This is a genomic window from Marinomonas sp. FW-1, assembly GCF_005222245.1.
Taxonomy (GTDB): Bacteria; Pseudomonadota; Gammaproteobacteria; order Pseudomonadales; family Marinomonadaceae; genus Marinomonas; species Marinomonas alcarazii.
This window is the reverse complement of the sequence record NZ_CP025987.1, coordinates 3,748,735-3,771,291: the sequence shown is the minus strand read 5'-3', so window position 1 is coordinate 3,771,291 and position 22,557 is coordinate 3,748,735. Positions and strand designations below refer to the sequence as shown.

The following is a 22,557-nucleotide window of genomic DNA, read 5'->3' as shown; positions in this document are numbered from 1 at the left end:
GGTCGTAAGGGGCTTTTTGTATCGAGAAAAAATAACCAGCGAGAGAAATATGGATAGCAGTGTTCACCTAGATAATACCGTCATGCAATTTGGCGACTTTACCGCCATACAGAAAACCGATTTAACCATACAGTCCGGCGAATTTTTTAGTTTCTTAGGTCCTTCAGGTTGTGGCAAAACGACCATCTTGAATATGATCAGTGGTTTTATCGACCCGACACAAGGCGATATTAAGATTGGTGGTAAGAGCATGCGTGGTGTGCCGGCCAATAAAAGACCAACCTCGATGATTTTTCAAAACCTCGCCCTTTTTCCTCTGATGACAGTGGCCGAAAACATAGAGTTCGGTTTAGAGGTTCGCGGTGTTTCGAAAAGTGAGCGCAAAAAAGCCTCCGATCGCTTGCTCGAATTGGTGGCTCTAGAAGGCAGTGGAACAAAAAAAGTTTCTGAGTTATCAGGTGGTCAAAGGCAGCGTATTGCTATTGCTCGAGCTTTAGCGGTTGAGCCTCAAGTTTTGTTATTGGATGAGCCATTATCTGCATTGGACTTAAAGTTGCGCCAACATATGCGCACCGAATTGAAAGCCATTCAACGTAAAACAGGCATTACTTTCATCTATATCACCCATGATCAAGGCGAAGCGCTGACTATGTCGGATCGAGTCGCGGTTATGTCAGCGGGGCGCATTCAGCAAGTTGCTGATCCCATTACTCTTTATAAAGATCCACATACGGCATTTGTTGCCTCTTTTGTGGGAGAAAATAATGGCGTTTCTGGCAAAGTCGTTGCCGCCAACCCGGATCTTGTTGTGTTGGATTGTGGGCCGCTTGGCAAACTGTCTGGACGCTCGCATGGTAATGTCGCAGTAGGTGCAGACGCTACGCTTTTTATTCGACCTGAACATTTTAGATTGCAGGCTGAAGATGGCATGCACACATTAGGCGCGACTATTGACGAAGTAAACTTCGAAGGCGCCTATCTGACATTGAATGCCAAAACCCCTGCAGATCAAGCTTTGTCTATCCAGCTTGGAACGCATCAATTCTCTGAATCTCTGAAAAAAGGCGCGCCTGTTAGCCTGTCTTATAATGAGCAAGATGCCATTGTGATTGCAGGAGAGGGCCATGTTTAGTCAGCTAAAGTCGCGATTTGGTAGCGGATTAGCGGTTGGCATTATAGGGATGATCGCAATCTGGTTGATTGGTATGGTGATACTGCCTCAGCTTTTGATGGTGGATTACTCGTTTCGACCAAATCTATTGCCGGCCGATATCGGTGGGCCAAAAGATACTTATTCCTTAGTTAATTATGAAACGCTGTTCAGCAATAAAATACATTTGGCGATTTTCTTCAAAACGATCTGGTCAAGCGTGCTGGTGACGGGGTTAACATTAGTTGTTAGTTATCCGATTGCTTTTTACCTTGCTAAAGTCGCAACACCTCAAAAAGCCGCACTGTGTTTATTGTTATTGATCATTCCGTTTTGGATCAATGAAATTCTACGTACGTTTTCTTGGTACATCATTCTCGCCTATAAAGGGCCGCTGAATGCATTGTTACTAGGATTGGGGCTTATCGATCGGCCTATTCGATTTTTGTCCGGCGATGGTGGTGTACTCATTGGTATGGTTTACGCCTATATCTTGTTTATGATTTTTCCTATTTACAACGCTATCGAGAGTTTGGATACCAATCAAATTAAAGCAGCGCGTAATTTAGGTGCTGGCTGGATTCGTACACATTGGCGTGTAGTGATTCCCCATGCCAAGCCTGGGATTGCAACGGGCTGCATTATGACCTTTATGTTAGCAGCGGGAAGTTACGCTGTTCCGGCGTTATTAGGGTCTCCCGGCAGCCGTTGGTTTACTCAAATTATTTACAATTGGTTTTTTGAGGGGGGGGATTGGAACCAAGGGGCAGCGTACGCATTTTTATTGCTAGTCATTTGTATCGGTTTTATTGCCTTGGTGATGCGTGTCTTTAAAGTTGGTTTGGGGGACATTGCAAAATGAAGTCTGAAACAATCATGCGCTTTGCGATACGTTTTTATATTGGTGTGTTTTTTATCTACCTATTTACGCCGCTAATTATTATGGGTTTGGCAACGTTCAATGATAGCCGGTTCCCAACGGTGTCTCCTTGGAAAGGGGCAACGCTAAAATGGTTTGAGGCGCTGGCTCAAGATGGCGCTATGTGGACAGCGCTATGGACCAGCGTACTAGTAGCGGCTGGTGTACTGGTGGTTGCTGTGCCGATTGGTATTTGTTGTGCGTTGTTTTTATCGACGGTTCAGGGTAGGGGGAAAACTTTCCTATACTCGTTGATGATGTCACCATTATTAACACCAGGTGTTATTGTGGGTATTTCAACGCTCATTTTCTGGAAAGGGTTGTCAGTGAGTGGCGGAGTATTCTTAACAGTTGTTGCTCAAACGACCTTTATTGCAGCTTATGTCATGCTCATGGTATTAGCTCGGTTACAGCGGTTTGATCGTACGCTTGAAAATGCAGCGTTGAGTTTGGGGGCTACTCAGTGGCAAGCGTTCCGACGTATTCTTTTGCCTTATTTAAAGCCTGCTATATTTTCTGCGGCAGCGATTGCCTTTTTGCAATCGTTTGAAAACTACAACACGACTTTGTTTGTTAAAGGCTATGACACGACATTAACCGTTTATATTGCTTCCAAAGTAAGAACAGGGTTAACACCTGCGGTAAATGCCCTTGGTTTAGTGATGATTTCTGTCACTATTTTGTTGGCCATTGTTTATGAAGTAAAACGTCGTCGGGAGCTTTCTAGCCGTTCATCATAAATAGATAGTTATAATTGAAATCGAAAAAGGCCATTATTTGTTCAAATAATGGCCTTTTTTACGCTTATTGATTGTTTATTAATCGGCTTTTGCGGCTTAAGCAAATAAATATGACAAAATGATAAAAAACCTCAAAAAAAGGTTGCACAAAATCTGTAGATCCTTAATATACGCCCTCGCTGACACGGACAAGGCTTCAGAGCAACGAAGACCAAGTTCAACTAACTAAATACGATTTGGTTAGCCATTCAAGTCAGCACGCTCTTTAAAATAGATAATCAGATAATTTGTGTGGGCGCTCGCTGGAGGCTTCAGAAGATCCTTTTAGGATCAAAAAAATTGAAGTCTTGCGAAACGTCTAACACGTCAATTCGCTTTATGTTGTTTTGTTGTTCTTCGGGATGATGAAATGATTAAGTTATTGTTAGTGTAATAGATTTTGAGTAAGCAAACTTTTTAACTGAAGAGTTTGATCATGGCTCAGATTGAACGCTGGCGGCAGGCTTAACACATGCAAGTCGAGCGGTAACAGGGGAGCTTGCTCCTGCTGACGAGCGGCGGACGGGTGAGTAACGCGTAGGAATCTGCCTAGTAGAGGGGGACAACATGTGGAAACGCATGCTAATACCGCATACGCCCTGAGGGGGAAAGGAGGGGACTTTTCGGAGCCTTCCGCTATTAGATGAGCCTGCGTGAGATTAGCTAGTTGGTAGGGTAAAGGCCTACCAAGGCGACGATCTCTAACTGGTCTGAGAGGATGACCAGTCACACTGGGACTGAGACACGGCCCAGACTCCTACGGGAGGCAGCAGTGGGGAATATTGGACAATGGGCGGAAGCCTGATCCAGCCATGCCGCGTGTGTGAAGAAGGCCTTAGGGTTGTAAAGCACTTTCAGGAGTGAGGAAGGGCGTTTGGTTAATACCCAAACGTTTTGACGTTAGCTCCAGAAGAAGCACCGGCTAACTCTGTGCCAGCAGCCGCGGTAATACAGAGGGTGCAAGCGTTAATCGGAATTACTGGGCGTAAAGCGCGCGTAGGTGGTTTGTTAAGTCGGATGTGAAATCCCAGGGCTCAACCTTGGAATGGCACCCGATACTGGCATGCTAGAGTACGGTAGAGGGGTGTGGAATTTCCTGTGTAGCGGTGAAATGCGTAGATATAGGAAGGAACATCAGTGGCGAAGGCGACACCCTGGACTGATACTGACACTGAGGTGCGAAAGCGTGGGGAGCAAACAGGATTAGATACCCTGGTAGTCCACGCCGTAAACGATGTCTACTAGCCGTTGGGTTGTAATGACTTAGTGGCGCAGCTAACGCAATAAGTAGACCGCCTGGGGAGTACGGCCGCAAGGTTAAAACTCAAATGAATTGACGGGGGCCCGCACAAGCGGTGGAGCATGTGGTTTAATTCGAAGCAACGCGAAGAACCTTACCTACTCTTGACATCCAGTGAACTTAGCAGAGATGCTTTGGTGCCTTCGGGAACACTGAGACAGGTGCTGCATGGCTGTCGTCAGCTCGTGTTGTGAAATGTTGGGTTAAGTCCCGTAACGAGCGCAACCCTTATCCTTATTTGCCAGCACTTCGGGTGGGAACTTTAAGGAGACTGCCGGTGACAAACCGGAGGAAGGTGGGGACGACGTCAAGTCATCATGGCCCTTACGAGTAGGGCTACACACGTGCTACAATGGCGTATACAGAGGGCTGCGAACTTGCGAGAGTAAGCGAATCCCAGAAAGTACGTCGTAGTCCGGATTGGAGTCTGCAACTCGACTCCATGAAGTCGGAATCGCTAGTAATCGTGAATCAGAATGTCACGGTGAATACGTTCCCGGGCCTTGTACACACCGCCCGTCACACCATGGGAGTTGATTGCTCCAGAAGTAGCTAGCTTAACCTTCGGGATGGCGGTTACCACGGAGTGGTCAATGACTGGGGTGAAGTCGTAACAAGGTAGCCCTAGGGGAACCTGGGGCTGGATCACCTCCTTAAACGATAGAAACCTCTGGTGAGCGTTCACACAAATTATCTGATGGTGTTTTAAATAACACGATATCTCTTTAAAGATTAGGATAAAGTCCTAAGCAAGACGTTTGAATGAGTGATCATATCAAGCTTCTGACTTAGTGCTTTGCACTAAACTTGCTCTTTAACAATTCAAATTTTGAAATAGACGATAATCAAGCGTCAAACCGGTGGAAAGCACCTTTAACCTAGGTGACTTTCTAAATCGTAAATCCAGAGGGGTACAAAAGCCCTTTGGTATGTGATCCGAAACTATTTTGGGTTATATGGTCAAGTGACCAAGCGTGCACGGTGGATGCCTTGGCAGTCAGAGGCGATGAAGGACGTGGTAATCTGCGAAAAGGTTCGGGGAGTTGATAAACAAGCTTTGATCCGAACATGTCCGAATGGGGAAACCCACCCGCTTGCGGGTATCGTATGGTGAATACATAGCTATACGAGGCGAACCCGGGGAACTGAAACATCTAAGTACCCGGAGGAAAAGAAATCAACCGAGATTCCCTAAGTAGCGGCGAGCGAAAGGGGATTAGCCCTTAAGTGGTTTTGGTGTTAGTAGAAGGCTCTGGAAAGGGCCGCCGTAGAGGGTGATAGCCCCGTATACGAAAACACCTTAATCATGAAAACGAGTAGGACGGGACACGTGTTATCCTGTCTGAATATGGGGGGACCATCCTCCAAGGCTAAATACTCCTGACTGACCGATAGTGAACCAGTACCGTGAGGGAAAGGCGAAAAGAACCCCTGTGAGGGGAGTGAAATAGATCCTGAAACCGTGTACGTACAAGCAGTGGGAGCGGACTTGTTCCGTGACTGCGTACCTTTTGTATAATGGGTCAACGACTTATTTTCAGTAGCAAGGTTAAGCACATAGTGGAGCCGTAGGGAAACCGAGTCTTAATAGGGCGTTTAGTTGCTGGGAATAGACCCGAAACCGGGCGATCTATCCATGAGCAGGTTGAAGGTTGAGTAACATCAACTGGAGGACCGAACCCACATCCGTTGAAAAGGCTGGGGATGACTTGTGGATAGGAGTGAAAGGCTAATCAAGCTCGGAGATAGCTGGTTCTCCTCGAAAGCTATTTAGGTAGCGCCTCGTATCTCACCATTGGGGGTAGAGCACTGTTTGGGCTAGGGGGTCATCCCGACTTACCAACCCCATGCAAACTCCGAATACCAATGAGTGCAATTACGGGAGACACACGGCGGGTGCTAACGTCCGTCGTGGAAAGGGAAACAACCCAGACCGTCAGCTAAGGTCCCAAAGTTACAGTTAAGTGGGAAACGATGTGGGAAGGCTTAGACAGCTAGGAGGTTGGCTTAGAAGCAGCCATCCTTTAAAGAAAGCGTAATAGCTCACTAGTCGAGTCGGCCTGCGCGGAAGATATAACGGGGCTCAAACTGTACACCGAAGCTACGGATGCTTAGTTTACTAGGCATGGTAGAGGAGCGTTCTGTAAGCCGTTGAAGGTCAAGCTGTAAGGCAGGCTGGAGGTATCAGAAGTGCGAATGTTGACATGAGTAACGATAAGGGGAGTGAAAAACTCCCCCGCCGGAAGACCAAGGTTTCCTGTCCCATGTTAATCAGGGCAGGGTGAGTCGGCCCCTAAGGCGAGGCAGAAATGCGTAGTCGATGGGAAACAGGTTAATATTCCTGTACTCGTGCATATTGCGATGGAGAGACGGAGAAGGCTAGGCCAGCACAGCGATGGTTGTCTGTGTTTAAGGCGGTAGGTTTAGGGCTTAGGCAAATCCGGGCCCTTTTAAGACCGAGAACTGATGACGAGCCCTCTTTTGGGCGAAGTGGTTGATGCCATGCTTCCAGGAAAAACTTCTAAGCTTCAGATATGCAGGAACCGTACCCCAAACCGACACAGGTGGTCAGGTAGAGAATACCAAGGCGCTTGAGAGAACTCGGGTGAAGGAACTAGGCAAAATGGTACCGTAACTTCGGGAGAAGGTACGCCGGCCGGTGTGAAGGACTTGCTCCGTAAGCACTAGTCGGTCGAAGATACCAGGTGGCTGCGACTGTTTATTAAAAACACAGCACTCTGCAAACACGAAAGTGGACGTATAGGGTGTGACGCCTGCCCGGTGCTTGAAGGTTAATTGATGGGGTTAGCGCAAGCGAAGCTCTTGATCGAAGCCCAAGTAAACGGCGGCCGTAACTATAACGGTCCTAAGGTAGCGAAATTCCTTGTCGGGTAAGTTCCGACCTGCACGAATGGCGTAACGATGGCCACACTGTCTCCACCCGAGACTCAGTGAAATTGAAATCGCAGTGAAGATGCTGTGTATCCGCGGCTAGACGGAAAGACCCCGTGAACCTTTACTATAGCTTCACAGTGAACTTTGAACCTACTTGTGTAGGATAGGTGGGAGGCTTTGAAGCGGTGACGCCAGTTACCGTGGAGCCACTCTTGAAATACCACCCTGGTATGTTTGAGGTTCTAACTCAGGTCCGTAATCCGGATCGAGGACACTGTGTGGTGGGTAGTTTGACTGGGGCGGTCTCCTCCCAAAGAGTAACGGAGGAGCACGAAGGTGTGCTCAGCATGGTCGGAAATCATGCATAGAGTGTAAAGGCAAAAGCACGCTTAACTGCGAGACAGACACGTCGAGCAGGTACGAAAGTAGGTCTTAGTGATCCGGTGGTTCTGTATGGAAGGGCCATCGCTCAACGGATAAAAGGTACTCCGGGGATAACAGGCTGATACCGCCCAAGAGTTCACATCGACGGCGGTGTTTGGCACCTCGATGTCGGCTCATCACATCCTGGGGCTGAAGCCGGTCCCAAGGGTATGGCTGTTCGCCATTTAAAGTGGTACGCGAGCTGGGTTTAGAACGTCGTGAGACAGTTCGGTCCCTATCTGCCGTGGACGTTTGAGATTTGAGAGGAGCTGCTCCTAGTACGAGAGGACCGGAGTGGACGAACCTCTGGTGTTCCGGTTGTCACGCCAGTGGCATTGCCGGGTAGCTATGTTCGGACGGGATAACCGCTGAAAGCATCTAAGCGGGAAGCCTCCCTTAAGATAAGATCTCACTGGGACCTAAGTCCCCTAAAGAGCCGTTCGAGACTAGGACGTTGATAGGTTGGGTGTGTAAGTGCTGTGAGGCATTGAGCTAACCAATACTAATTGCTCGTGAGGCTTGACCATATAACACCAAAGTGGTTTTAGAAACACAAAAGACACAGATTACGATAAAGCATCAGCAATGATGAGCATCGGTTTGATACTTGGTTATCACTATTTCAAAATGAATTGTTAAAGATCCAAGCACGTATTCGCGTGTTGTGGTGAGACGAAAAAAGTCCAGCCAGAACAAAACGCAAAACGAATTGCTTGACGATCATAGAGGCGTTGAACCACCTGATCCCATCCCGAACTCAGAAGTGAAAAGCGCCATCGCCGATGGTAGTGTGGGAGATCCCATGTGAGAGTAGGTCGTCGTCAAGCTTTAAAATGAAAAGAACCTCGTCCTGCGAAGCAGGGCGGGGTTTTTTCGTTTTGGAATATCGTCATCTATCTCTTTACTACTTTTGGATACATGTGATTACACGATGCACCGAAGGTGCTAGTGGAAGACATCCGCAGGATGCCCGAAGGGGATGAAGCACCGCTTCAGATCATTGTGGTCGTCGTATCGTGCTCCAAAGTCAGGTTTTTTTCGTTATGGGGAATCAATAAGCTAAGCTGTATTGGCTTGCTCTTTTGTGCCCCGCTTGCGCCTGTCTCATTCTTCGACGCGTCTGCGCGGGTCATCAAAAGAGAACGCCTTATATCGTTTATCTGAGCGCGTCATCAAAAGAGAACGCTTTATATCGTCTATCTGATTTGCCCGAGCTATGAGCTACGCAGCAATGGCTTACCCTCTCGTACTCAGTTTGCGGTTGTCTCATCCTTTGATGTGCTAGTGCGCGTCATTAAAAGAGTGCGCCTTGTATCGTCTATCTGGGCGCTACTTGTGTCATTCGTTTGCGCCAGTTCTGCGTTAGCGTGAATCCACTACGAATATTGTTTAACCTGCTTTACATTATGAACGATCTAATTGCTAATATTGTTAGGTCTTAGATTTGATGAAAAGTTTGTCTAGTCACTAAAGGCTTTTAGCTTTTAGGAAGGGAATGTCGCAATGACATATCGCTACTGTTATTTCAGCGAAGGCGGGAAGCCATTAAAGATGGGAAGTATGCGAAAGCAGTCTATCTTCTGGTATTTCTTAATTGATCTTCTGCTGAGGTTGTTGTGGCATTTTATTTACTTGGTTTATCTATTTTACTGGTTTTTTTACCATTTAAACCTTCCATTATAAAAATCCCTGTATGGTGTGCATCCTTCTTAATCGCTGTGCTTTTGGGAGTCATTGAGGGGATTTTGAGTATCCAAGGGTTAGCGGTGATCTTTGTTTATTCAGTATTGTTATTGGCTTCTTTAGGGCTGCGCGTGGTTTGGCTCCGCAGAGTCGCTGTAGGCATTTTTGGGGTGTTCTCTCTTGCATTAGCGATGCATCTACTGCCGGGCTTCAGCAACTATGCCGTGCTGGTTAGAGAGCCAGTGAGTAGTGATGGAATCCCCTTTAGCTTGTATGCCAACTTTGATAAAGGCTTGGTTGGCTTATTCCTACTAGGCTACTTTTTTAGAGGACAAGCTAGAGTAGGTTACTTTATGGCTTTGCAGAATCCCAAGAAAGCGTTAGTGATATTCTTTGCTACGCCGTGTTTGGCTTTGGGGTTGGCTCTGTTATTCGGTTTGATTCACCTTGATGTTAAGCTGCCTCACTTTTGGTTGGCTTTTCTTGGTATTAATTTGCTTTTCACTTGTGTGGCCGAAGAAGCTTTCTTTCGTGGCTTTATTCAAAGAGGGTTATCTAATTGGTTGGAGGGGAAGCTATCTTTGTTTGTTGCCCCACTGATTACCGCTTTGCTTTTTGGTGTTGCCCATATTGGAGGAGGCGTTGAATATGCCGTCGTAGCGGGGGTGGCAGGTTTAGGTTATGGCTATCTATATTATCTGACCAAAAGAATTGAGTGGTCTATCCTGTGTCACTTTATCGTGAATATTTTGCATTTATTATTATTCACTTATCCCATGCTGGCTTAAAAAGCACTCCGGTGTCGTTAGCTTGATCATTAGTATAAAAAACGGTCCCAATAGGGACCGTTTTAGTTTGAAGCGTTTCTATTATCTAGAGTTATTCTTCCATTTGAGCGTTATCAACAATGTGGTTGTCGCCGATGTCTTTTGGCAGAATAAGGTTGAGAGTAATCGCTACGATACCGCATAGACTGATACCTTGAAGGCTGAACTCACCAATACCAAATGCCATGCCTCCGATGCCAAATACTAAGGTTACTCCGACAATGATTAGGTTGCGTGATTTGTGCAGGTCGACCTGATTTTTGATGAGAGTGTTTAGACCCACAGCAGCAATAGAGCCAAATAGTAAGATCATGATCCCGCCCATAACGGGTAATGGAATAGTTTGTAAAGCGGCGCCTAATTTACCAACCCAAGCGAGGATAATTGCAGCCACGGCGGCCCAAGTCATGATGACTGGGTTAAATGCTTTGGTCAGCATAACAGCGCCGGTAACTTCACTGTAAGTTGTATTTGGTGGTGCGCCGACCATAGCGGCTGCCATTGTGGCGACACCATCACCAGTGATTGTGCGGTGCAGGCCTGGTTTCTTAAGGTAATTTTTACCGGTGACATTGGAGATAGAAAGAATATCACCTACGTGCTCGACGGCAGGCGCGATAGCAACAGGCAGCATAAACAAGATGGCATTAATGTTGAATTCTGGTGCGGTGAAGTTAGGCATAGAAAACCATGCGGCACTGTATACCGGATCAAAATTGACGATGCCAAAGAATAGGCTCAAAACATAACCAACCAGAATACCACCCAATACTGGGAGAAGTTTGAACAAGCCTTTTGCGAAAACGCTTATTAATATGGTTGTTAATAAAGAGGCGATCGCAATGATGATCGAAATGTTCGGGTCAACAGCCTGTACATCGCCCGCTTTTCCAAGAGCCATATTCACTGCTGTTGGTGCTAAGCCTAGTCCGATAACCATGATGATGGGGCCAATAACGACGGGCGGTAAAAGCGTGTGGATGAAGCCTGCTCCTTTTAGTCTGATGGCACCACCTAAGATGACGTAAACAAATCCTGCTGCCATCAATCCACCCATCGTGGCGGGAATGCCCCATGTTTGCACGCCAAACATAATAGGTGCGATAAAGGCAAAGGAAGAAGCAAGAAAAATAGGTACAGTGCGGCGTGTAGTCAGCTGAAATAAAAGTGTACCGACACCTGCACCAAAGAGAGCAACGCTAGGATCAAGTCCTGTTAATAGTGGTACGAGTACCAAAGCGCCAAATGCAACAAATAGCATTTGAATGCCTACAATGGCATTTTTCATATTGTGAGTCCTATTAGGTGGGTTAGTAGATGGAATTTTATAGAGAACCGGTTTCAAGTACCAGACTTTGCTATTTTCGAGGCTAGAATGGGTAAAATCGTTAAGTTAGAAGCAAATGTTGTCTGTTTAAATGTTAAATGTTTACTCTATCTGAACACTCGCTGACATTGTTATTCGATAAGATAAGACGTAATTGTTCATAACTAGTAGAGTCGATAATATGCATCATCATTGTTTTTCAGAATCCATGACGGATTCAAACTTGGTCGGGGCGCAGGCTATGCGGAAATCCCGAAAAACAAAGGCATCTAGTCATTTTCAACGTTTAGCAAGTCGTTCTTTATTGGCCGTTGGCGTATTGTTCAGTCTTACTGCGTGTGCGGCTCCGTCATCTGACCTGGCATCCTCGTCTTCTGCGGCTCAACCGCAAAAGGGTGAAAAGTTTAGCTATGCCTGGTTAAAGGGTTACGCGCGCCAATTAGCGACTAAGCCTTATGAAAGCCACCAAGGCGAAATGCCAGAAAGCCTAAAAGGTTTGGACTGGGACGATTATCAGGAAATTCAATTTAATAAAGATGCCGCGCTATGGAAAGACGAAAAGTCGGAATTCCGTACAGGGCTTTTCCATCTTGGTTTAGGGTTTGATACGCCTATCCATATGAATGAATTGGAGAATGGTCAATCTACTCCGATTCCTTATATGCCATCTGAATTTAATTACGGTAAGTCTAAGGTAAAAGGTGAAGACCTACCTAAAGACCTTGGCTTTGCTGGCTTTAGAATGCAGTTCGCAACAGATTGGCAGCGTGATGTTGTTGCGTTTTTAGGTGCGAGTTATTTCCGAGCAGTGGGTAGTGAGATGCAATATGGTCTTTCTGCGCGTGGCTTGGCTATTGATACGGCGATGCCTCATCCAGAAGAGTTTCCTGTATTTACAGATTTTTGGTTAGAGAAACCTAAGCCAGGTTCTGATGTGGTAACTGTTTACGCTTTAATGGATTCGCCTAGTGTAACAGGGGCTTATCGTTTTGATATGTCACCAGGCGAACCGTTCAAGATGAAAGTGGATTCTGCTATTTATCCACGTAAATCGGTTGAGCGTTTAGGGGTTGCACCAATGACGAGTATGTTTATGGTGGGTGAAAATGATCGCCGAACAAACTATGACTGGCGTGCAGAAATCCACGACTCTGATGGTCTAGCAATGCAAACAGGTAATGGCGAATGGATTTGGCGCCCGCTGAGTAATCCTGCCAATTTGCAGTTTAATGCTTACAGCGACGAAAATCCAAAAGGCTTTGGTTTGCTACAACGTGACCGTAATTTCGATCATTATCAAGATGACGGTGTCTTTTATGAGAAGCGTCCAAGTTTATGGATCGAGCCAATCGGTAATTGGGGTAAAGGTTCTGTGCAGTTGGTAGAGATTCCAACTTTGGATGAAACTTTCGATAACATCGTGGCATTCTGGAACCCAGAAGCGCCAGTTAAAGCCGGCCAAGAGCTGCTTTATAGCTATAACATGTATTGGGGAAGTCATCCTCCTGTGCAGTCTAACCGCGCTCGAGTGGTTGATACCTTCACAGGTATTGGCGGAGTAATTGGTAAGAAACGTCAATATTACAGCAAGCGCTTTGTGGTTGATTTTGCTGGAGGTTCCTTAGCTATGCTAGGTCAGGATACGAAAGTAAAAGCGGTAATTACTTCCTCAGACGGGCGAGTGGAGATTGAATCTGCACGACCACTTCATTCGATTGATGGCTATCGTGCGATGTTTGATTTAGTTCCGCCAAGTGGGAAAGATGCCACTAAGCCAATTAATCTACGCGTCTATTTGGAAGCGAACGGACAGCCTCTGAGTGAGACTTGGCAGTACCAATGGACGCCGCCAGCAGAAAAAGATAGAGAGCTTCACAATGCAGGTCACTTAAAGTAATTCGTAAAGTGATTTGTTTGCCAAGCTAACAAAAAACGCCTGATGTTATGCATCAGGCGTTTTTTTTTGCTTTATTAATATGACGTACAATATTAGCTTTTGCGGCTGTTCAAAAAGTCGCGGTAGGCATAACCACTACGTTTAATGGTTCTTTCCTGAGTTTGATAGTCTACGTAAGTTAGACCAAAACGTTTGCTGTAGCCTTCCGCCCATTCAAAGTTATCCATTAGGCTCCAGGCAAAGTAGCCACGAATATCCACGCCTTCCTCAATGGCTTGATGTAGGGCATTTAGGTGGTCATTTAAATACCGTACGCGTTGATCATCGTTTATGCCCCCATCAATAATATTATCGGCGCAGGCAATGCCGTTCTCAGTGATGTACATTGGCGGTAGGGTGTATTGTTTGTGTAGATTCACTAATAGTTCGGTAAAGGCGTGTGGCGCAACTTCCCAACCAATATCAGTGTATTCGACGGTTTTGCTGTTCTTTACATCTTTGAACATCTTTTCAGAGTCGAAGGCGTTGTGGTTGCAGGTATAGAAATTCATACCTAAGAAGTCCATCTGCTGACATATGATCTCCATATCACCCGGCAAAATGGTCGGCAAATACTGTGGCGCTACGGTTTTTAGAATCTGTGGGTACTGGCCTTTCATCAATGGCTCAATGAAAAATTGGTTGTCTAACGTTTCGCGCATTAAACCAGCAAATTGATCTTCGGCTTTTTCGCTGGCTGCGTAGGAGCGATTCATATTAAGCACAATACCCACTTGAGATTGTGGCGCGTTTTTACGAATTATCGGCAGTGCTAAACCATGTGCGAGTAAAATGTGGTGGGCGGCTTGCCTGCCATATTCTGGCTTGGTTAGCCCAGGTGCATGAATCCCTAATTCATAACCGAGTATGGCGGCACAAAAAGGTTCGTTAAAGGTTGCCCAGCTATCGACCCATTCGGACAACTCTTTAGTCACTAAGTCTGCATATTGCTTAAATTGATACGCCGTTTCTCGATTAAGCCAGCCACCTTTGTCCTCTAGATGCTGTGGTAGATCCCAATGATACAGGGTGACAAATACTGTTAGGCCTTCCGCTTTGAGTGTTTTGAGTAAGTTGCGGTAAAAATCCAATCCGGCTTGATTGGCTTCACCTTTCTCATTCATGACACGAGGCCATGCAATAGATAGTCGATAAGCGTCTACACTAAGGTCTTTGATGAGTTTGATGTCTTGTTCCCATAGATGATAATGGTCACAAGCGATTTCGCCATTGTCGGCGCCTTTCACTTTGCCTGGCGTGGCGCAGAACGTATCCCAAATGGAAGGGAGGCGGTTATCTGCCGTTGTTGCTCCTTCTATTTGAAAGGAGGCCGTTGCCACACCAAAGATAAAATCTGAGGTAAGCATTTTTGAATGTGGTGGTAAGGTAATTGACATGATGTCCTCAGTCTTTTTATTTATTGTCTTCACAAAGATAGGTAAGGTGATCAAAGGTACTGGAGGAAGCGGAAAAGCGTCAATAAAGGCGTGTCAGTTTTAGTAATTTAAGTGTTTTTAAGTGCATTTTAAGTGCATTTTAGCTGCGGATGTAACGCATTGGCGTCAGCTCTCGACCTTGTGCGGTATAAGCACGAAAGCGACTTGCGAGTTCTTCTGGTAACATTTCTGCTTCAATGGTCGTAAAATGATTCGCATTATAAAAGGGCACTAGGTGAGTAAAGGCGAAGCAGTAGGTCGGCATTGCATTAAGTGCTGGGTGTATGTTGTTGATAAGGTGGCTGCCGAGACCAAGGTTGCGGTGATTCGGCTCGGTGACCATGCTGGTGAGTAGCTGATCGTCGGCAATACGTTTGAGTCTAACCGCACAAAGAATAATGCCATTGTCTTTTATTACCCAAATAGGGTCTGCTTTGTTTGGTTTTCCACTTGGGTAATGAGCTTGATAAAACTTTTTTACCAAGGGAAACCAAAGAGAAGGAACTTGTTCTGCGTCGGGGTAAGGCTTTTTCATGATGGCGTATCAGACAAGGGAAGTGTTTAATAATAACATGATCTTGGGGGCTCCTAGGATGTTAGTTCAATTCAATTACTTACAACGAGAGGATTTATTGTGCAGCAGAAAATAGCGTTGTGGTGTTTTTTGGTATTGTCCTTACCTTTGTCTGAGACAGTCAATGCTATGCAGGATCAGATAGAGTTAATCTATGAGCCAGACGAGCCTTTTGCCCAATATATCGCTCGTGCTGAGCAGTATGTCAGTGAGAGAAAGGTATGGGTTAATGCCGATGATCAAGCGAGAGAGCTGTCTGCCGTTTTGCCTTTTGAGTTATTACCCGATGCGAAAAACTGTACTGGAGAAGCTCGTATCGGTGTGTTGTTATCGCATGGTTTGTCGGATTCTCCTTTTTCGATGCGAGACCCAGCCACAGCAATGCAAGCGGCTTGCTATCAAGTAAGGGTCGTTTTATTGCCTGGCCATGGTACGAAAGCAGAAGACCTGATTGATGTCTCCCGAGAGGATTGGCGTACCACGTTCCAAAATGCGGCGGATACATTCAGTAAAGAAGTGGATGTGATGTATGTTGGGGGCTTTTCTACTGGTGGCGCTTTAGCAGCGGAGTACGCATGGCAGCATTCAGATAGTGTCGCTGGTGCGGTATTGTTCTCGCCTGTCTTTAAAGTGAACAGTAGTATCGACTGGCTTTCTCCGTGGTTGGCGATGTTCAAAGATTGGTTGGATAACTACCCAAGTGACGACTTCGCTAAATATGCCTCGATTCCTGTGCCAGCTATCGCTGAGGTGTATAAGCTTTCGAAAGAAGTGCGTAACTTAATTCTTGAAACCCCGAAAACATTACCGGTATTCATGGCGTTATCGGAAGATGATGGGACTGTTGATTCTACAGTGTCAGAAAAAGTATTTGATGCGGGTATGATTGGGTCAAAAAGTCAGATGGTGTTGTATAGCAAAGATCAAATGAGTGCCAATACGGATCGAATTAAAGTTTATAATACCCACTGGCCAGAGGATAGAATATTAGGTTTGTCGCACATGGCGGTTCACGGAAACCCAGAGAACCCTTATTACGGGGTGTCTGGGGAGTATAGGATTTGCGGCTGGCACCAAGCAGATGAGTCCTTGTATGAAGCGTGCCGAACGGATGATGAAAATTGGTATGGTGAAAATTTATCTGCCTTAACGGAAAGTAGCCCTCATGCGGCGCGCGTGTCTTGGAATCCAAACTTCAATGCATTGATGCAGGAAGTGGCTTATTTCATGAAGGCGAATGCAAACAGTAATAGATAAGGAAAGTGCATGTCAGAAAATATAGAGCTTAGTCTTGGGTCGATTAAAATCACGCAATCACAAATAGACCAGTATCATAATGATGGCTATTTGGTATTGGAGTCGATTGTTCCGGAGGCTACCTGTGATGCTCTTAAGTCGAGAATGACAGAGCTAATGGCGACCTTCGATCCCGCCTCTGTACGTTCAATTTTTACCACCAACGAGCAGTCTCGTCATACTGATAGTTACTTCATTGAGTCAGCTAACAAAGTGTCTTTCTTCTTTGAGGAGGAAGCCTTTAATGAGGTGGGTGATCTTAAACAACCACTAGAGCTGTCTATTAACAAGGTAGGGCACAGTCTTCATTTTCAGGATGCGGTCTTTGAGGCTTTTTCGTTGTCTCCTGCATGGGGAGAGTTATTGCAGCAGTTAGGTATGGTTGAGCCACGGGCTGCACAATCTATGTATATTTTTAAACAGCCTGGCATTGGAGGAGAGGTGAATTGTCATCAAGACAGTACTTTTCTTTACACCACGCCAATGAGCGTTATCGGTTTGTGGTTTGCTATTGAGGATGCAACGCTTGAAAATGGTTGTCTTTGGGGGGTGCCAGAAGGGCATCGTCATGGCTTGCTAAAGCGTTTTGAGCGTCATGCACCAGGCTCGATAGAAACAAGAATGGTGACATTAAAAGAGCATGCTTGGCACCAAAGTGAGCTGGTGGCTATGCCTGTGCCGAAAGGTTCTTTAGTTATCTTGAATGGTGAGTTCCCCCACCTTAGTTATGCTAATCGCTCTGCGCACTCGCGTCATGCGTATGCCATTCACGCTGTAGACAATACTTGTGATTACCCTGAATTAAATTGGCTTCAAGCGGCGAAAGGTCAATCCTTTGTGCCGTTTCGGGCAAAGTGAAAAATGAAATTGGAGAGCGTTGATGCAAGCTGTTTTGGCCCTGCTTAGTGATAATGAATTTCACTCTGGTGAAGAGTTAGGAGCCGCACTGGGGGTGACCCGCGCAGCGGTCTGGAAAAAGCTTAAGAAACTAGAGTCCATTGGTATGACTGTGCACTCTGTTAAAGGTCGTGGCTATCGTTTACCAACGCCTATTGAATTGTTATCGGAAGAGAAGCTACGTGACAGTGGTGTGCCAAGTGATGTGACGGTCAAATTGGCGTTCGAGACGGAGTCGACTAATGGTGACGCAAAGCAATATATATCCGCTTGCCAGCCTTTGCCTGTATTGATTGCTACTGAACGCCAGACTAAGGGGAAAGGACGTCGGGGACGTCAGTGGGAGTCCGGCGTTGCGAAAAACCTTACTTTCTCATTCGCTTGGCGTTTTGATAATGGGCCGAGTGTAGTGGAAGGGTTGAGTCTTGCTGTGGGGGTTGCCGTCGCCCGTGTTTTGAAAAATGCAGGTATTCCTAATCCAGGTCTGAAGTGGCCCAATGATGTTCAAATTGATGGGCAAAAGGTGTGTGGCATTTTATTAGAAATGGTGGCGGATCAGGATGTTTGTCATGTGATTATTGGCGTGGGGCTAAATGTCGAGATGGATGATGGCTTTATGACCCATGTCGATCAGCCATGGACTGATTTGGTTTCACGTCTTCAATCTCGTCCGAGCCGAAATGTTATCTTGGCTGAATTAACCAAAGAGTTAATTGATATTTGTCAATTATTTGAAGATGGCAACGGTATGAAGCATTTCCAGCACCAGTGGCAAGCTTATGATGTGCTGTTTAATCAATCCGTTACCGTTAGTACGGTTTCCCAGCAACGCCAAGGGGTTGCCCGAGGCATTGATCAAAAAGGCGCTTTGTTGCTAGAAGAAAATGGAGAGCTGGTGGCTCTGCATGGGGGGGAGATAAGTGTCCGTCGCAACTAAGGTTTTGGTGGTTGATGCTGGTAATACCAGTATCAAGTTCACAGCATTCGAAGACGAGTCTGTGTTGTGGGTTCATCGTGGTGATCATTGCCCAACGGATAACGGGTTTGTGCCTGATGTGATTTACTTTGCTAGCGTGCGCTCTAAAGAGCAAAGTGCATTGATGCATGCGGATATTCAAGCCGAGTACCCGAATAGCAGATGGATGACGCTAACAAGTCAAGCGACAGCTTGTGGGGTTCATAACGCCTATTTTGAGCCAGAGAGATTGGGTGTGGATCGATGGCTTGGTGTCATTGCAGCGCATCATATCGAAGGGGGTGGTGTTGTTGTGGTGGATGCGGGTACCGCTATTAAGGTTGATGTGGTTGATAAGGCTGGGGTTCACCTTGGCGGATATATCACTCCAGGGCTTGCAATGATGGAAGAGTCATTACTTGTTAATACGGCGCGTATTCGTTATGACTCGAATGAAGTGGTTGTTGGGGAAGGTCTGCCTAACTCGACGGCGCGAGCTGTTACAGAAGGGTGTTATGAAATGGCTTTGGGCTTTTTGGAACGCATTTATCAGCAATACAAAGAGTACAAGTGGATTGCCACAGGTGGCGATGCTGAATCTTTGCTAAAGCGTTTGGGCGTACCAGTTGAGCGACAGCCGAATTTAGTGGCGATAGGTGCAAAGTTAGTGGGTGACGAGCAGTTAAGAGGCAATAAATGAAGTGGCTTTTTCTTTTTGTTGTGTTGTTAAATGCTGCCTTTTTAAGTTGGCATAGTTTTGTCCAAGATACGCCGGAAAAAAGCCGAGAGTCTATTTATGGACCGCCTGTCAGTGAAAAAATTTATCTTTTGTCTGAGGCGCCAATTGAGCAATACCCTCAGGTCGATGAGGTCTCTAACGAAAGTCTTGAAAACGCACTTAACAAAGTGATTGAGCAAGCGACAGTCGATGCGCCGGAGTTGTTTTGTCCACGTCTTGAGACAGAGCGCAGTGAAGACAAGAAGCAAATTGTTCGAGTGTTGAAAGATTTCGGTTGGGATTACCAAGATAGAGAGGTGACGGGTAAAAGACCTAAGTTCTGGCTTTATATAGCCGCGCCAGAAACGCCTGCGATAGCTGCGCGTATTGTAAAAGAGCTTGCCGCCAAGTCGATCGACAGCTTTGTAATCAATCGAGCTGAAATGAAGAACAGAATATCCTTGGGTTTGTATTCTTCCCAGGAGAGGGCGGATCAGGCAAGGCAGCGCATTCAAAGCGCCTCGGGCTATCCTGTTGATGTTTATGAACATATGCGAAATGTTCCACTCCAGCAGTTAGATATAGCCCAACCTGTTGATGAAAAAGACTGGGAACAGTTTATGTCACGTTTCGATCTGACAAAGATGATGATAAAAGTCGAAAAAAATCCTTGCTAGTGCTTGCAATTGGCAAGACGATTCATATAATGGCTCCCACCTTTTGGGGTGATGCGTTGTAGCGCTGAGTACGTGGAGGGGTTCCCGAGTGGCCAAAGGGAGCAGATTGTAAATCTGCCACGAAAGTTTCGGTGGTTCGAATCCACCTCCCTCCACCAATTGCGGGTATGGTATAGTGGCTATTACCTCAGCCTTCCAAGCTGAAGAGGCGGGTTCGATTCCCGCTACCCGCTCCAATGCTCATGTAGCTCAGTTGGTAGAGCACACCCTTGGTAAGGGTGAGGTCGGCAGTTCAAATCTGCTCATGAGCTCCAGCTTTCCAATGCAAAAGATAGGTGGTTAAGCCGCCTTTTTTATTGTCTGTTTTTTGGGCAGATACCCTTGCTAAACTTAGCTTGTTTAGGTATCATCCTCCGCCCATACGATTGTAGGCCAATAGTTCAATTGGTAGAGCACCGGTTTCCAAAACCGGCTGTTGGGGGTTCGAGTCCCTCTTGGCCTGCCATATTTCGTATCCTATTTCTTAGTTAGGGATTACCTAAAGTATGAGTTCGAGTACTGAAGCTCAAGCGTCTCGCGGAGACGTGTTTAAGTGGGCAATTGTTGTTCTACTAGTTGCGGTAGGCGTGATTGGTAATAACTTTTATTCTGCTGAGTCACCATTGTATCGCTTGATTGCTATTTTGGTGTTAGCTGGTGTTGCTGGCTTTGTTGCGTTGCAAACTGCGAAAGGTAAAGCTTTTTTCACTTTGGCAAAAGAGGCCAAAACTGAAATTCGTAGAGTTGTATGGCCAACTAGGCAAGAAACCACGCAAACAACTTTGATAGTGTTAGCGGTTGTTGTTTTTATGTCTCTCGTGCTATGGGGGGTGGATTCGTTCCTTGGTTGGATCGTTTCCTCGGTAATTAGTTAGGAGTTGCTCGTGACCAAACGATGGTATGTAGTACAGGCGTACTCAGGGTACGAAAAGCACGTAATGCGTTCGCTTATTGAGCGAGTGCAGGTTATGGGGCAGGAAGAGAATTTTGGTGACATCTTGGTTCCAACTGAAGAAGTGGTTGAAATCCGAGATGGCAAAAAGCGCAAGAGTGAAAGAAAGTTCTATCCAGGCTATGTATTGGTTCAAATGGATATGAATGACGCCTCTTGGCATTTGGTTAAAGGCACTTCTCGTGTATTAGGTTTTATCGGTGGTACGGCTGACAAGCCTTCTCCGATCACGAGTCGTGAAGCTGACGCTATTTTGCAACGTGTTAGTGATGGGGTTGATAAGCCGCGTCCTAAGACTTTATTTGAAGTGGGTGAAGTGGTTCGTGTTAACGAAGGTCCATTTGCTGACTTTAATGGCGTTGTAGAAGAAGTTGACTACGATAAAAGTCGAATCAAAGTGGCGGTGCTTATTTTTGGGCGCTCGACACCAGTTGATTTGGAATTTAGTCAGGTTGAGAAAGCCTGATTTTGTTGAACGGGTAGCCTTCGGGCGGTGACCCATTTGGAGTTGAAAATGGCTAAGAAAGTCCAAGCTTATATCAAGCTACAAGTTAAAGCGGGTCAAGCGAACCCAAGTCCACCAGTTGGTCCAGCACTTGGTCAACACGGTGTGAACATCATGGAATTCTGTAAAGCGTTTAATGCGAAAACTCAAGGCGTAGAGCCTGGTCTTCCAACGCCAGTAATCATTACTGTATACAGTGACCGTAGTTTTACATTTGAAACTAAATCTACTCCTGCCTCTGTTTTGCTTAAAAAAGCAGCTGGTTTGAAGAGTGGTTCTCCACGTCCAAACACTCAGAAAGTTGGTACGGTTACTCGTGCACAGCTAGAAGAGATTGTTGTTGCGAAGCAAGCTGATTTGACTGCTTCTGACATGGATGCAGCAGTTCGTACGATTGCTGGTAGCGCACGCGCTATGGGTCTAGAAGTTGAGGGTGTAAACTAATGGCTAAATTAACTAAACGCGCTCGTTTGATCGCTGAAAAAGTAGAAGCAACTAAGTTGTACACTGTAGAAGAAGCAGTTGCTCTATTGTCTGAGCTTTCTACTGTTAAGTTCAAAGAGTCTGTTGATGTATCTGTTAACCTAGGCGTTGACCCACGTAAATCTGATCAGGTTGTTCGTGGTTCTACTGTATTGCCTCACGGTGCTGGTAAAGATGTTCGCGTTGCTGTATTCGCACAAGGTGCAAATGCTGAAGCGGCGAAAGAAGCTGGTGCAGATGTTGTTGGTTTCGAAGATTTGGCTGAACAAGTTAAAGCTGGTAACCTAGATTTTGACGTTGTTATCGCATCTCCTGATGCAATGCGCATCGTTGGTCAACTAGGTCAGGTTCTAGGTCCTCGTGGTCTAATGCCTAACCCTAAAGTTGGCACAGTAACACCTGACGTTGCAACTGCAGTTAAAAATGCAAAAGCAGGTCAAGCTCGTTACCGTACAGATAAAAATGGTATCATCCACGCGGCTGTAGGCTCTATTGAGTTCGCTGCTGATGCTATCAAAGGAAACGTTGAAGCGCTTTTGGCTGACTTGCGTCGTGCTAAACCAGCATCTTCAAAAGGCGTTTACCTTAAGAAAGTGACTTTGTCCTCTACAATGGGACCTGGTCTACAAATTGATCTAGGCGCGCTTAACGCTACTAAGTAAGCATGTTTAGATCATGAGCTTTGGGGTCTGCCTTCATTTATTTGTTGAGCAGGCCGTCAAAGACCGCAGGAACCCAGAGGGTTTAATAATAACGTTGAAAAATGTTTGTCCTGCGCAGATGGTG

17 protein-coding genes, 4 tRNA genes and 3 rRNA genes are annotated in these 22,557 nt (G+C 46.0%); 21 read left to right on the top strand and 3 right to left on the bottom strand.

The genetic code is table 11. From position 1 onward, the window contains the following. Positions 1-49 precede the first annotated feature (49 nt). The 7 genes from C1X04_RS17530 (at position 50) to C1X04_RS17500 (ending at position 9,937) form a co-directional block, all read left to right on the top strand. Positions 50-1,132 (top strand): ABC transporter ATP-binding protein, encoded by a 1,083-nt coding sequence (locus tag C1X04_RS17530; RefSeq protein WP_137170585.1) that lies wholly within the window; start codon positions 50-52, stop codon positions 1,130-1,132. Further along, positions 1,125-2,012 carry an ABC transporter permease gene (locus C1X04_RS17525; RefSeq protein ID WP_110577018.1) on the top strand — a complete coding sequence of 296 codons (888 nt, stop codon included), beginning with the start codon at positions 1,125-1,127 and terminating at the stop codon, positions 2,010-2,012. Before C1X04_RS17530 ends, C1X04_RS17525 begins: the two co-directional genes overlap by 8 nt. After that, positions 2,009-2,809, top strand: coding sequence for an ABC transporter permease (locus C1X04_RS17520; protein ID WP_110577017.1), 801 nt, complete (start codon positions 2,009-2,011; stop codon positions 2,807-2,809). Before C1X04_RS17525 ends, C1X04_RS17520 begins: the two co-directional genes overlap by 4 nt. Positions 2,810-3,266: 457 nt before the next feature. Continuing rightward, positions 3,267-4,804, top strand: a 16S ribosomal RNA gene (locus C1X04_RS17515). Between the two features lie 302 nt (positions 4,805-5,106). After that, positions 5,107-7,993, top strand: a 23S ribosomal RNA gene (locus C1X04_RS17510). 185 nt (positions 7,994-8,178) lie between these two features. Further along, a 5S ribosomal RNA gene (gene rrf / locus C1X04_RS17505) occupies positions 8,179-8,293 on the top strand. The 16S, 23S and 5S rRNA genes sit together here, the layout of an rRNA operon. A gap of 789 nt (positions 8,294-9,082) precedes the next feature. Then, complete coding sequence (locus C1X04_RS17500) at positions 9,083-9,937, top strand: CPBP family intramembrane glutamic endopeptidase (protein ID WP_137170584.1); 855 nt, start codon at positions 9,083-9,085, stop codon at positions 9,935-9,937. A 91-nt stretch (positions 9,938-10,028) separates the two neighbouring features. Here C1X04_RS17500 and C1X04_RS17495 read toward each other — a convergent pair whose 3' ends face one another. After that, positions 10,029-11,264, bottom strand: a complete 1,236-nt coding sequence (locus C1X04_RS17495) for a uracil-xanthine permease family protein (protein WP_110577345.1) — start codon at positions 11,262-11,264, stop codon at positions 10,029-10,031. A gap of 220 nt (positions 11,265-11,484) precedes the next feature. Here C1X04_RS17495 and C1X04_RS17490 point away from each other — a divergent pair, with 220 nt between their 5' ends. Then, the gene (locus C1X04_RS17490) at positions 11,485-13,200 is read left to right on the top strand and encodes a glucan biosynthesis protein (RefSeq protein WP_137170583.1); all 1,716 of its coding nucleotides are present in this window, start codon (positions 11,485-11,487) and stop codon (positions 13,198-13,200) included. Positions 13,201-13,292: 92 nt separating this feature from the next. Here the strand turns inward: C1X04_RS17490 and C1X04_RS17485 are convergent, their stop codons facing one another. After that, on the bottom strand, positions 13,293-14,636 hold the full coding sequence (locus C1X04_RS17485) for a GH1 family beta-glucosidase (protein WP_137170582.1): 1,344 nt from the start codon (positions 14,634-14,636) through the stop codon (positions 13,293-13,295). A gap of 139 nt (positions 14,637-14,775) precedes the next feature. After that, positions 14,776-15,210 carry a GNAT family N-acetyltransferase gene (locus C1X04_RS17480; protein WP_137170581.1) on the bottom strand — a complete coding sequence of 145 codons (435 nt, stop codon included), beginning with the start codon at positions 15,208-15,210 and terminating at the stop codon, positions 14,776-14,778. Positions 15,211-15,309: 99 nt separating this feature from the next. Here C1X04_RS17480 and C1X04_RS17475 point away from each other — a divergent pair, with 99 nt between their 5' ends. From C1X04_RS17475 to rplA, 13 genes are all read left to right on the top strand, one after another. Continuing rightward, a complete protein-coding gene (locus tag C1X04_RS17475) occupies positions 15,310-16,506 on the top strand; it encodes a carboxylesterase (protein ID WP_137170580.1) in 1,197 nt (398 codons plus the stop codon). A gap of 9 nt (positions 16,507-16,515) precedes the next feature. Then, positions 16,516-17,403, top strand: coding sequence for a phytanoyl-CoA dioxygenase family protein (locus C1X04_RS17470; RefSeq protein WP_137170579.1), 888 nt, complete (start codon positions 16,516-16,518; stop codon positions 17,401-17,403). 22 nt (positions 17,404-17,425) lie between these two features. Continuing rightward, positions 17,426-18,379: a biotin--[acetyl-CoA-carboxylase] ligase gene (locus tag C1X04_RS17465; protein ID WP_137170578.1), complete on the top strand. Its 954-nt coding sequence runs from the start codon at positions 17,426-17,428 to the stop codon at positions 18,377-18,379. Beyond that, positions 18,363-19,097 carry a type III pantothenate kinase gene (locus C1X04_RS17460; protein WP_137170577.1) on the top strand — a complete coding sequence of 245 codons (735 nt, stop codon included), beginning with the start codon at positions 18,363-18,365 and terminating at the stop codon, positions 19,095-19,097. The genes C1X04_RS17465 and C1X04_RS17460 overlap by 17 nt, the downstream gene beginning before the upstream one ends. Continuing rightward, a complete protein-coding gene (locus C1X04_RS17455; RefSeq protein ID WP_137170576.1) occupies positions 19,094-19,792 on the top strand; it encodes an SPOR domain-containing protein in 699 nt (232 codons plus the stop codon). The genes C1X04_RS17460 and C1X04_RS17455 overlap by 4 nt, the downstream gene beginning before the upstream one ends. Positions 19,793-19,866: 74 nt before the next feature. Then, a tRNA-Tyr gene (locus tag C1X04_RS17450) sits at positions 19,867-19,950 on the top strand. Between the two features lie 3 nt (positions 19,951-19,953). Continuing rightward, positions 19,954-20,028: transfer RNA gene (locus C1X04_RS17445), tRNA-Gly, on the top strand. A gap of 2 nt (positions 20,029-20,030) precedes the next feature. Continuing rightward, positions 20,031-20,106, top strand: a tRNA-Thr gene (locus tag C1X04_RS17440). 115 nt (positions 20,107-20,221) lie between these two features. Further along, a tRNA-Trp gene (locus C1X04_RS17435) sits at positions 20,222-20,297 on the top strand. 40 nt (positions 20,298-20,337) lie between these two features. Then, positions 20,338-20,706, top strand: coding sequence for a preprotein translocase subunit SecE (gene secE / locus C1X04_RS17430; protein ID WP_110577353.1), 369 nt, complete (start codon positions 20,338-20,340; stop codon positions 20,704-20,706). Between the two features lie 9 nt (positions 20,707-20,715). Then, a complete protein-coding gene (nusG, locus tag C1X04_RS17425; protein WP_012071948.1) occupies positions 20,716-21,249 on the top strand; it encodes a transcription termination/antitermination protein NusG in 534 nt (177 codons plus the stop codon). 48 nt (positions 21,250-21,297) lie between these two features. Next, positions 21,298-21,732 (top strand): 50S ribosomal protein L11, encoded by a 435-nt coding sequence (rplK, locus tag C1X04_RS17420; RefSeq protein ID WP_110577354.1) that lies wholly within the window; start codon positions 21,298-21,300, stop codon positions 21,730-21,732. Further along, on the top strand, positions 21,732-22,433 hold the full coding sequence (rplA, locus tag C1X04_RS17415) for a 50S ribosomal protein L1 (RefSeq protein ID WP_110577355.1): 702 nt from the start codon (positions 21,732-21,734) through the stop codon (positions 22,431-22,433). Before rplK ends, rplA begins: the two co-directional genes overlap by 1 nt. The last annotated feature ends 124 nt before the right edge of the window (positions 22,434-22,557 follow it).